This window comes from Roseomonas sp. TAS13 (genome assembly GCF_001950415.1).
In the GTDB taxonomy this organism is placed as follows: domain Bacteria; phylum Pseudomonadota; class Alphaproteobacteria; order Acetobacterales; family Acetobacteraceae; genus Roseomonas; species Roseomonas mucosa.
Window position 1 is genome coordinate 1 of the sequence record NZ_BDLP01000150.1, and the last position, 10479, is coordinate 10479.

Here is a 10479-nt window from a genome sequence, read left to right on the forward strand (position 1 = left end):
CGGGCGCGGCTCGGCCAGGCCGGCCTCCTGGCTCAGCCCGGGCAGCGCGTCGTACTCGCCCAGGATGGCGATCACCGGCCCGCCCTCGCCCGCCTCGCCCATCACCGCGGTCGGGATGCCCGCGACACCCTTCGTGATGCGGAAGCCCTGCCGCTCCAGCATCCCGGCATGGGCGGCGGCGGAGCGCTGCTCGGCATAGTTCAGCTCGGGCGTGCCCCAGACGCGGTCGCTCAGCTCGGCGAATTCCTCGCGCTTCGCCTCGACCAGCCGCCAGATGTCCTCGCCGTTCTGCATGAGCCTGCCACCATTCCATGAACCCGGGGTTGCGGGGCCCCGGCGTTGCGTTCGAAGAGGGCGCAATCTGCGCCCTTCGCGCCGCCGGGAGAAGAGGGGGAAGCCAGGCGGTGGCAGCTTGTCCCGAGGGGCGGCGGCCAAGGCCCCGAACGAGCGGTGGCGGCGCGAAAATGGAGCAGTGTCGCGAGGCAGGCACACCGCGTCTTTGCGCAGGATCAAGAAAACGCCACAAAAATCAGTTGTCCACAGGAAGAGCGGCAGTAATACCCATACTGCATGGTAAACATGCTTCACGGCCATGGAGAACTTCGGAAGTCATGTTGACCAATCCCGCCACGGGGTCAGCATGGCCCTGGCTGAACAAGACCGGGAGTCTTTCATGCTTCTCTCATCGCCGGCAGAACCGACCTCGAACCGCAAACTCGCCTTTCTTGCCTTCGCACTGATCGTCTATGGCGCCATCCTGATGCTGCCGACGCCCGCCGGCCTCACCGCCTCCGGGCAGGTGGCGCTCGGGCTGCTGGCGCTGGTGATCATCCTCTGGATCAGCGAATGCGTCTCGCCCGCCGCGAGTGCCATCGTGCTGACCGGCATGGCCGTGCTGGGGCTGATGGGGCATCCGCTGACCGAGGGCGGCGCGCCCATGACCTCCTCCAGCGCCCTCGCGGTGATGCTGACCGGATACTCGTCCTCCGCCGTGCTGCTGGTGGCGGGCGCGCTGTTCCTGGCGGTGGCGCTGAAGCTCACCGGCCTCGACCGCCGCGTCGCGTTGCTCGTCATGTCGAAGGTCGGCATCTCGCCTGCGCGGCTGATCATCGGCGCGATGATCGTGGGCTTCGTGCTGGCGCTGTTCATCCCCTCCGCCACCGCCCGCGTCGGCGCGGTGATCCCGATCATGGTGGGCATCGTCACCGCGCTTGGCCTGCCGGTGGCGAGCAGCCTGGGCGCCACGCTGATGATCGTCACCGCCATGATCTGCTCGGTCTTCAACATGGGCATCAAGACCGGCGCGGCGCAGAACCTGATCAGCCTGAGCTTCATGCAGGGCAGCTTCGGGGTGAACATCTCCTGGGGCCAGTGGTTCATCACCGCCCTGCCCTTCACCCTCGGCATGTGCGTGACGATGTTTGTCGTGGCGCTGCTGATCCTCCGGCCGCAGGTGCCCGAGGCTGGCGAGGCGCAGCGGCGGCTGCAGGCGGAGCTGGACGAGCTGGGCCCGGTGAGCCCCGCCGAGAAGCGGCTGATGCTGGTGGCGCTGCTGCTGCTCGTCCTCTGGTCCACCGAGGGCTGGCTGCATCCCCTCGACACCACCACCACCACGCAGCTCGGCATCGCCCTGCTGCTGATGCCGCGCATCGGCGTGATGAACTGGTCGCAGGCGGAGAAGCTGGTGCCCTGGGGCACGGTGGTGCTCTTCGCGGCGGGCATCTCGCTGGGCATCCTGCTGTCCCGCACCGGCGCCGCCGCCTGGCTGGCGGGGGTCACGCTCGGGCAGCTCGGCCTGGGCGGCATGGCCGTGGCCAATGTGGTGCTGGCGCTCTCGGTCTTCTCCGTCGTGCTGCACCTGGGCTTCGCCTCGGCGACCGGGCTGGCCAGCACGCTGATCCCGATCATGATCGCCTTCACCCAGACCCTGCCCTTCGGCCCGCAGGCGGCCTTCGGCATCGTGCTGATCCAGAGCTTCGTCGTGTCCTTCGGCTTCATCCTGCCGACCAACGCGCCGCAGAACATGCTCTGCTACGGCACCGGCGCCTTCAGCACGATCCAGTTCGCCAAGGTCGGCGTGGTGATGACCGTGGTGGGGCTCGCGCTGATCTGGCTGCTGTCCGTCACCCTCTGGCCGATGATGGGAGTGCTGTAGGATGCGCAAGGTCGGGATCATCGGCGCAGGGCTGGTCGGCGCCGCGGCGGGCTACCTCCTCGCCATCACGCCCGGGGTGCGGGAGATCGTGCTGGTCGATCTCGACCAGGCCCGCGCTCGCTCCGAGGCGCAGGACATCGCCCATGCCGCCGCCTTCGGCGGCACGGCGCAGATCCGCGCGGGGGACTATGCCGACCTCGCCGGGGCGCAGGTGGTGGTGATCACCGCCGGCACCAGCCTGAAGCCGGGGCAGACGCGGCTGGACCTGCTTGCCGCCAATGTGCATGTCGTCTCGGCGGTGCTGGAGCGGGTCCTGAGGGTGGCACCGGAGACGGTGCTGCTCTTCGCCACCAACCCGGTGGACGTGATGCCCGCCATCGCGGTGCGGCGCTTCGGCGTGCCGAAGGGCCGCGCCATCGGCACCGGCTGCGCGCTGGATTCCGCCCGCTTCCGCGACCGGCTGGCGCAGCATCTCGGCGTCTCGCCCGGCTCCGTCCATGTCAATGTCCTGGGCGAGCACGGCGATTCCGAGGTCCTGCACTGGAGCGGCGCGCATGTGGCCGGAATGCCGCTGACGCTTTTCGCCGAGAAGCTGGGCCACCCCATCCCGCCCGAGGTGCAGGCCACCATCGCGCAGGAGGTCCGCACCTCCGCCTACCGCATCAAGGAAGGCAAGGGCGTGTCGAATTTCGGCATTGGCGGCTGCATCGCGCGCCTCACCCGCGCGCTGCTGAACGACGAGCATGTGCTGTTCAGCGTCTCGACCTTCATGGACGAGGTTCTGAGCGTGCCGGAGACCTGCATCTCGCTGCCGCATGTCCTGGGCGCGCAGGGGGCCTCGGCGCCGCTGCTGCCGCCACTGGATGCGCGGGAGAACCAGGAGCTCCGCCACAGCGCCGGGGTCCTGCACGACGCCATCCGGCACGGGCTGGCCGCCGCCGGCTGATCGTCCCGCGCCGCGCTTCACGCCCAGGGGGAAAGGCCCTGCCTGGCCTACGGCGTCGAGGCAGCGCCTCGACCCCCCCGATACCCCCCATCCGCCAGGAACCTGGTCAAACGTATGGGCTTGACCCTGGACCTCCCGCTTGCTGCCGCTTTCTGACGCCTGACCGCGCCGGAGAGCCATGCCCTCCGGCGCGGTCAGGGTGTTCCACGCGTTTCCGGAGCCCCGCCTGTCCACCCGGCTCCCGGGACCGGGCCACAGGGCGGCGGTCACCACGGACGCCAGCACAGGGGGGCCAGGGCGCGCAGCGTCCTGGCGGAGTGGGGGTTCCGGGGCGAGAGGCAGCGCCTCTCCCCCGGGGGCCGGCCACCGGCGCCACGCAGGGACGTCTTGCCGGCAGGCCAGGAGCGAACCGCGGCGTGGCGGTCAGAAGCGGTAGCGGATGCCGGCGCCGACGATCCAGGGGTCGAGGTCCGCGCGGGCCATGATGGCGCCGCTGTTCACCGAGACGCGGGGATCGAGGAACAGCTTCTTCGCATCGACGTTGATCACCCAGCGCGGGCTGAGTTCGTAGTCGATGCCGGCGTTCAGCGCCCAGCCCCAGGCATTCTTCACCACCACCTTGTTCACCGGCGCGCTGAGGCTGCCGCCCTCGCCGTAGAAGACCGAGTAGTTCACGCCGACGCCGATATAGGGGCTGAAGCGGGAAGCCGGCAGCGGGTGGAACTGCGCCGTGACGGTCGGCGGCAGGATCCAGGCATGGCCAAGATCCAGGCCGCCGATGGCGGAGCCGCGCACGGACAGGTCATGCCGGGTGGTCGCGGCGATCGCGTTCACCGAGAAATAGGGCGTGAAGAAGTAGCTCAGATCGAGCTGCGGCGAGGCACTGTTGCTCGCATCCGGCTTGCCGCCGATCGCGTCCACATGGCCGCCCTTCTCCGGCAGGACGCCGATGGCGCCGAAGCCCAGGACCAGGTCGCCGGCCTGCTTGCCGCGCACCGGCTCCTGCTGCGCCAGGGCCGGCGTGGCCATCAGGCCCGCCGCCATCGCCACGGCCGAAACCATCCGAAAGGTCTTGTTCATCGTCTCTCTCGCATCGAAGCGGCGCAGTCACCGCATGAGTGTGTTCATAGGCGGGGGCGGCGCGGCATTCCTTGATCTGGATCACACCGCGGCGGAATGCCGCTTCGCACCGGGCGCGAGATAGGCGTCGAAGCAGGCCGCGACCTGCCGCACGAAGCGCCGCCCGGCGGGCAGCACCTCCAGCCGCGCACCCTCCCGCCGCACGAGGCCGCTGCAGCAGAGCGGCAGCATCCGCTCCAGCCCTTCGTCGAGGATGGCGCGCATCCCCGGCTCCGACTCCGCCTGCGCGTCGATGTCGAGGGCGAAGTCGCACATCAGGCGCTCGATCAGCGCGGCGCGCTGCCTGTCCTCCCGCGTCGCCGCCACGCCGCGCACGACCGGCAGGTGGCCGGCCAGGACCTGCTCGCGGTAGCGGCGCTCATCCGTCTCGTTCTGCGCATGGCCACCCGGCAGGCTGCCGATCGCGGAAGGGCCGAGGCCCAGCAGCACCGGCGCGCGGTCGGTGGTGTAGCCCTGGAAGTTGCGGCGCAGGCTGCCCTCCCGTGCCGCCTGCGTGAGAGGGTCCCCGGGCAGGGCGAAGTGGTCCAGGCCCAGCGCCTCGTAGCCCATCCGCCGCAGCACCGCCTCGGCACGTTCCGCCTGCCCCAGCCGCGCGACCACGCCGGGCAGCAGCGTGGCGTCGATCGCCTGCTGGTGCGGCCGCATCCAGGGCACATGCGCGTAGCCGAAGACCGCGACCCGGTCGGCGCGGAGCCAGGCGGCGAAGCGGGCGCTGGCCTCCACATGCGCGATGGTCTGCCCCGGCAGCCCGTACATCAGGTCCAGGTTGATGCCGCCGATCCCCGCGGCGCGCAGCCACTTCATCGCGCGCGCGACCTGTTCCGCCGGCTGCGGCCGCCCGATCCTGGACTGGACCTCCGGCGCGATGTCCTGAACGCCCAGGCTTGCCCGGTTGAAGCCTATCCCGGCCAGGGCGCCGGCCAGCGCTTCGTCCAGCAGGCGCGGGTCGAGCTCGATCGCCAGCTCCGCATCGTCACGGATATGGAATCGCTCCCGCAGCGCCGCCAGCAGGGCGCCCAGCCCCTCCGCGCCCAGGATCGAGGGGGTGCCGCCCCCCAGATGCAGGTGCGACACGCCGGCATGTGGCGGCAGCGACTCCGCCAGCAGCGCGACCTCGGCCAGAAGCGCCTCGGTATAGGCGCGGATGCGCGCTGCCGAACGGGTCGGCTTCGTGTGGCAGGCGCAGTACCAGCAGAGCTCCCGGCAGAAGGGCACGTGCACGTAGAGCGACAGCGTGTCGCCCGGCCGCACGCCCTGGCGGAGCCAGTCGCGGTAGCGGGCTTCCTCCAGCGCCCCGAACTGCGCGGCGGTGGGATAGCTGGTGTAGCGGGGCACCCTTGCCTCCGCGAGCGCGAGCAGCGCGCGGTCCTGGGAATGATCCTGGGTCAGGTGCTGGGCCATGTCGATGAAGCCGTCCATGGCGCGCCTCATGCGCCCGGGCACGCCGGCGCGCCTTGATCCAGCGCAAGGGAAGCCCCGGACCGTCATGCCCCGGAGCCATGGCGCCCCGGGGATGGCACTCCAGGTCACGAGATGCGGAGCATGGCCGATCGGGTCGTGGCCTTGATTGGTGTCAATGCCGGCCGCCGCCGCCGCCCCTATGACCGGCCCGGCAGGAGGGCCGAAGATGGTGGAGACGACACAGCCAGGGGCGCAGCTCTTCCGGCTCTGCGAGCGCTGGCAAGGGAGCCTGGACCAGCGCATCCGCGCCCTGGCCGTGGACCATGCCTCGCTGCGACAGCTCTGCGACCGGCTGGAACGGATCGCGGACCGGCTGCCGCATCTCCCGGAGATGGAGGAGAAGCAGGCCGTGAGCCGCGAGCTGCGCATCCTCGTGCCACGCCACCAGCAGCAGGAGCAGGCCCTGCTGGCCATGCTCTTTCCCGGGGCGGACGGCACGGCGCTGCGGCGCTGCGTCCTCGGCCGGATCAGGGGGCAGCACGCGCTGGACGAGCTGCATGCAAGGGACCTGGGCGGGCAACTCGATGCCGCCGTCCCCGGGGCGCTGGCCGGGGATGCCGAGGCGCTGGGCTATATGCTGCGCTGCTTCTTCGACGGCTACCGCCGCGCCCTGGCCTTCGAGGAACTGGCCATCCTGACCCTGGCGCGCGCGCGCCTCTCGCCCGCCACGGTGGCCATCCTCTCGGCCAGCCTGGAGGCCGATCCGCAGGCCTGACGGTCCGGGGCCGGCGGGACTCAGGCGGCCTCGGCGCGTTCCTCCAGCGCATCGCGGTCGCGGATGGTGACGAGGCGGCCGGCGGGCAGGTCGATCAGGCCGGCGCGCTTCAGCCGGGTCATCTGGCGGCTGACCGTCTCGATGGTCAGGCCCAGCACGTCGGCGATCTGTGCCCGGGTCAGCGGCAGGTCGAAGGTGACCGCCCGCCCGCCCCGCTCCTCCCCGGGGGCCAGATGCACCGACATGTCGAGAAGGAAGCTCGCCACCTTCTCCTCCGCCGTCTTGCGGCCGAGCAGAAGCATCCGGTTGCGGGCGTCGTCCAGCGCGGCCAGGGTGCGGCGGAGCAGCAGGCGCTCCATCCGGACATGCTCCTCCAGCGTCTCCTCGAAGGGCTTCCGGGGAAAGACGCAGAGCTGCGCATCGGTCAGGGCGGTGATCGTGTGCTCGGCGGATTCGGCGAAGGGGCGGCCCACGAAATCCGCCGGGTAGAGCAGGCCGACGATCTGTTCCCGCCCATCCGCCGTCGCCGCGCTGAGCTTGAGCACGCCGGACAGCAGGTTGGCGCAGAGCAGCGCCTCGTCCCCCGCCCAGAGCAGGGTCTGGCCCCGCTCCAGCTTCCGGTGGCGGCCGATGGCATTGAGGCTGCGCAGTTCCTCGTCGCTCAGGGAACCGCAGAGCGACTGGTCACGGACCTGGCAATCGGCACATGGACGGTGAATGGCGCAAGCCCCCCGGCTGGACCGCGGCAGTATAGCGGGGCCGGAAGGGCTTGTGAAAAGGAAGGCCCTGCCGGGAGCGCATGGCGCCCGGGCGGTCACCCCATACCGGCTCCCCGGGGGCTGGGGGGGCCGGCGGAAGGGGGCGGAGGCAGCGGAAGGCGGCCTTGCCGGCCGCCCCCGCCCCATCCCGGGGATCCAGAGCCTCAGTGGGCCGGATGGATGTCGCTCTCGTCAGGCGGCAGGTGGAACTCCAGCCACATGCCGTTCAGCACCCCGAAGGTAACGGCCAGGCCGAGGCCCAGCACCCAGGCGAAATACCACATGGATCTTCGTCCTCAGTAGAAATGGGGATGGGCGGCGATGTCCTGGCTGGTCACCCGGCCCCAGAGCACCCGGTAGACCCAGGCGGTGTAGGCCAGCACGATCGGCAGGAAGATCACGGTCACCACCAGCATGATGAACAGGGTCCGGTGGGAGGAGGAGGCGTTCCAGACCGTCAGGCTGGAGGAGGCGTCCACCGAGCTCGGCAGGATGAAGGGGAACATCGACAGGCCCACCGTGCCGATGATGCCCAGCGTGGAGAGCGAGGAGCCGAGGAAGGCCGGCACCTCCTTGCGCCACAGGATGCCCAGCAGGGCCAGGACGGCGCCGCCGAAGCCCAGGGCGGGGGCGATCTTCATCCAGGGATAGGTGCTGTAGTTGTCCAGCCAGGCGCCGGCCGCGGCGACGGTGCCGGAGCGCAGCGGGTTGGAGAAGCCGGCCGGGTCCACCACGCCGCTCGGGCGGAAGCCCATGTCGCCATAGGCGATGAAGGCGCCGCCGATGGCGAAGAGCAGGATCGAGGCCAGCGCCGCCACGGCGCCGAAGCGGCGGGCCCGGTCATGCACCGGCCCGTGCTCCAGCTTGACGCTCAGGAAGGAGGCGCCGTGCAGTACCACCATCGCCACCGAGAGCAGGCCACAGACCAGGGTGAAGGGGGTGAAGAGGCCGAGCAGCGTGCCGTCGTAGAAGGCGCGCAGGTCGCCATCCAGCCGGAAGGGCACGCCGCGCAGCACGTTGCCCACCGCCACGCCGAAGACCAGGGCCGGGACGAAGCCGCCGATGAACAGCGCCCAGTCCCAGCGCTCCCGCCAGGCGGCGCCGGGGCGCTTGGAGCGGTACTTGAAGCCGACGGGCCGCAGGATCAGCGCCGCCAGCACCAGGAACATGGCGAGGTAGAAGCCGGAGAAGCTGACGGCGTAGACGAAGGGCCAGGCGGCGAAGATCGCGCCGCCGCCCAGGATGAACCAGACCTGGTTGCCTTCCCAGGTCGGGCCCACGGTGTTGATCACCATGCGCCGCTCCACATCCGTGCGGGCGACGAAGGGCAGCATGGCGGCGACGCCCATGTCCCAGCCGTCGGTGAGGGCGAAGCCGATGAGCAGCACGCCCATCAGCCCCCACCAGATCACCCGCAGGGTCGCATAATCGAGGGGAAATTCCATGACCCGTCCTCCTTCAGGCGGTCATCGGCGACGCGGGCAGCGTGCCGGGCTGGGGCTGCGGGTCCTCATGCCCCGCATAGGGTCCGCGGCGGACGGTGCGCAGGATCAGGCTGACCTCGATCACCGCCAGGGTGCCGTAGAGCAGGGTGAAGCCCACGATCGTGGTCCAGAGCGCGGCGCGGGAAAGCGAGGAGACGCCGAGCGCGGTCGGCAGCACGCCCTCGATCGCCCAGGGCTGGCGGCCCATCTCGGCGATGATCCAGCCCAGTTCCACCGCCAGCCAGGGCAGCGGGATGGCCAGCACGCAGAGCCGGAGGAACCAGCGCTGGTCGAAGCGGCGCATCGAGCAGAGCACGAAGGCCGTGGCGAAGAGCGCGATCATGGCGAAGCCGATCCCGGCCATGATGCGGAAGCTCCAGAACATCAGCGGCACGCTCGGCACGGTGTCCCAGGCCGCCTGTTCGACCTGCGCTGGCGTCGCCTGGCGGGGGTCGTCCACATAGCGCTTCAGCAGCAGCCCGTAGCCCAGGTCACGCCCGTGCTGGGCGAAGACCGCGCGGGCCGCGGCGTCCTTCGGATCCTGCTTCAGCACCTGCACGGCGCCATAGGCGATCTGGCCGGAGGCGATGCGCTCCTGCGCCAGCAGCACCAGCTCCGACATGCCCGTCACCTGCTTGTCCAGGCTGCGGGTGGCGATCAGCCCCAGCACCCAGGGGATCTGCACGGAATAGTCGGTGCGGCGCTCGGCGAAGTTCGGCATGCCGAAGAGGGTGAGCCCGGCGGGCGATGCCTCGGTGTGCCAGGCGGCCTCGATGGCGGCCAGCTTCATCTTCTGGTTGTCGGTGAGCGCGTAGCCGGACTCGTCGCCCAGCACCACGACCGAGAGCGAGGAGGCGAGGCCGAAGGCCGCCGCCACCGCCATGGAGCGCCGCGCGAATCCGGCATGCCGGTTGCGCAGCAGGTAGAAGGCGGAGATGCCCAGCACCGCCACCGAGGCAATGACATAGCCGGCGGAAACGGTGTGGACGAACTTGGCCTGCGCGATCGGGTTGAGGAGCACGGACATGAAGTCCACGACCTCCATGCGCATGGTCTCCGGGTTGAAGGCCGCGCCGACCGGGTTCTGCATCCAGCCGTTGGCGATCAGGATCCACAGCGCCGAGAGGTTGGTGCCCAGCGCCACCATGAAGGTGACGAAGAGATGCCCGATCCGGCTCAGCCGGTCCCAGCCGAAGAACATCAGCCCGACGAAGGTGGCCTCCAGGAAGAAGGCCATCAGCCCCTCGATCGCCAGCGGGGCGCCGAAGATGTCGCCCACGTAGTGCGAGAAGTAGGACCAGTTCGTGCCGAACTGGAACTCCATCGTCAGCCCGGTGGCGACGCCGAGCACGAAGTTGATGCCGAAGATCGTGCCCCAGAACTGCGTGATGGTGCGCCAGATGGGGCGCCCGGTCATCACGTAGACGCTCTCCATGATGACCAGCATGAAGGAGAGGCCCAGCGTCAGGGGCACGAAGAGGAAGTGGTACAGCGCGGTCAGCGCGAACTGCAGTCGTGATAGGTCGACGACACCCGGATCCATGGCTTGCTCCGCCGTTTGGGCGCCGCGCCCGGCCCGGACTCCGCCAGGAGCCGCAAGGGGCGGCACGGTTCGCCTCATGCGGCTCCCTAGGCCGGTGCGGGGCATACCCGCCTTGACCTTGATCAAGGCTCCGCGAGCGGCGCCATGCGAGACCGCCGCCATGCCGCACCCCGCCCCCGACAGGCAGAGCGCCACCCGCCGCCGCGCCTGGCTCCGCGCCGCCAGCCGCGAAGGCGGCCGCTGGAACGCCCTCGCCGCCTTGCTCCTCTGCCTCGAC

The 10479-nt window shown here is 70.4% G+C and carries 9 protein-coding genes and 1 pseudogene; 3 read left to right on the forward strand and 7 right to left on the reverse strand.

The window, feature by feature from the left end; genetic code table 11:
• A pseudogene (locus tag ROTAS13_RS12925) lies at positions 1–294 on the reverse strand (amidohydrolase); the annotation flags it as partial.
• A gap of 379 nt (positions 295–673) precedes the next feature.
• On the opposite strand from ROTAS13_RS12925, the gene ROTAS13_RS12930 reads away from it, so the two are divergent.
• Both ROTAS13_RS12930 and ROTAS13_RS12935 read left to right on the forward strand, forming a co-directional pair.
• Positions 674–2155 carry a DASS family sodium-coupled anion symporter gene (locus tag ROTAS13_RS12930; RefSeq protein WP_019461848.1) on the forward strand — a complete coding sequence of 494 codons (1482 nt, stop codon included), beginning with the start codon at positions 674–676 and terminating at the stop codon, positions 2153–2155.
• A 1-nt stretch (position 2156) separates the two neighbouring features.
• A complete protein-coding gene (locus tag ROTAS13_RS12935; protein ID WP_075822551.1) occupies positions 2157–3101 on the forward strand; it encodes a lactate/malate family dehydrogenase in 945 nt (314 codons plus the stop codon).
• A gap of 423 nt (positions 3102–3524) precedes the next feature.
• Here the strand turns inward: ROTAS13_RS12935 and ROTAS13_RS12940 are convergent, their stop codons facing one another.
• Both ROTAS13_RS12940 and hemN read right to left on the reverse strand, forming a co-directional pair.
• Positions 3525–4181, reverse strand: coding sequence for an OmpW family protein (locus ROTAS13_RS12940; RefSeq protein ID WP_019461850.1), 657 nt, complete (start codon positions 4179–4181; stop codon positions 3525–3527).
• 81 nt (positions 4182–4262) lie between these two features.
• The gene (gene hemN / locus ROTAS13_RS12945; RefSeq protein WP_079253369.1) at positions 4263–5660 is read right to left on the reverse strand and encodes an oxygen-independent coproporphyrinogen III oxidase; all 1398 of its coding nucleotides are present in this window, start codon (positions 5658–5660) and stop codon (positions 4263–4265) included.
• Between the two features lie 208 nt (positions 5661–5868).
• On the opposite strand from hemN, the gene ROTAS13_RS12950 reads away from it, so the two are divergent.
• Positions 5869–6417, forward strand: coding sequence for a hemerythrin domain-containing protein (locus ROTAS13_RS12950; RefSeq protein ID WP_019461852.1), 549 nt, complete (start codon positions 5869–5871; stop codon positions 6415–6417).
• Between the two features lie 20 nt (positions 6418–6437).
• Here the strand turns inward: ROTAS13_RS12950 and ROTAS13_RS12955 are convergent, their stop codons facing one another.
• The 4 genes from ROTAS13_RS12955 to ROTAS13_RS12970 form a co-directional block, all read right to left on the reverse strand.
• Positions 6438–7235, reverse strand: coding sequence for a Crp/Fnr family transcriptional regulator (locus ROTAS13_RS12955; protein WP_019461853.1), 798 nt, complete (start codon positions 7233–7235; stop codon positions 6438–6440).
• Between the two features lie 104 nt (positions 7236–7339).
• Entirely contained in the window at positions 7340–7459 is a 120-nt protein-coding gene (gene cydX, locus ROTAS13_RS12960) for a cytochrome bd-I oxidase subunit CydX (RefSeq protein WP_019461854.1), read from the reverse strand.
• A 12-nt stretch (positions 7460–7471) separates the two neighbouring features.
• Positions 7472–8620 (reverse strand): cytochrome d ubiquinol oxidase subunit II, encoded by a 1149-nt coding sequence (gene cydB, locus ROTAS13_RS12965; protein ID WP_019461855.1) that lies wholly within the window; start codon positions 8618–8620, stop codon positions 7472–7474.
• 13 nt (positions 8621–8633) lie between these two features.
• Positions 8634–10202, reverse strand: a complete 1569-nt coding sequence (locus tag ROTAS13_RS12970) for a cytochrome ubiquinol oxidase subunit I (RefSeq protein WP_058390244.1) — start codon at positions 10200–10202, stop codon at positions 8634–8636.
• Positions 10203–10479 lie beyond the last annotated feature (277 nt).

Excerpts from the sequence above, each read along its gene's own strand:
- ROTAS13_RS12935 (WP_075822551.1), top strand. The coding sequence starts at position 2,157 with ATGCGCAAGGTCGGGATCATCGGCGCAGGGCTGGTCGGCGCCGCGGCG.
- hemN (WP_079253369.1), bottom strand. The coding sequence starts at position 5,660 with ATGGACGGCTTCATCGACATGGCCCAGCACCTGACCCAGGATCATTCC.
- ROTAS13_RS12970 (WP_058390244.1), bottom strand. The coding sequence starts at position 10,202 with ATGGATCCGGGTGTCGTCGACCTATCACGACTGCAGTTCGCGCTGACC.
- ROTAS13_RS12940 (WP_019461850.1), bottom strand. The coding sequence starts at position 4,181 with ATGAACAAGACCTTTCGGATGGTTTCGGCCGTGGCGATGGCGGCGGGC.
- ROTAS13_RS12930 (WP_019461848.1), top strand. The coding sequence starts at position 674 with ATGCTTCTCTCATCGCCGGCAGAACCGACCTCGAACCGCAAACTCGCC.
- cydB (WP_019461855.1), bottom strand. The coding sequence starts at position 8,620 with ATGGAATTTCCCCTCGATTATGCGACCCTGCGGGTGATCTGGTGGGGG.
- cydX (WP_019461854.1), bottom strand. The coding sequence starts at position 7,459 with ATGTGGTATTTCGCCTGGGTGCTGGGCCTCGGCCTGGCCGTTACCTTC.
- ROTAS13_RS12950 (WP_019461852.1), top strand. The coding sequence starts at position 5,869 with ATGGTGGAGACGACACAGCCAGGGGCGCAGCTCTTCCGGCTCTGCGAG.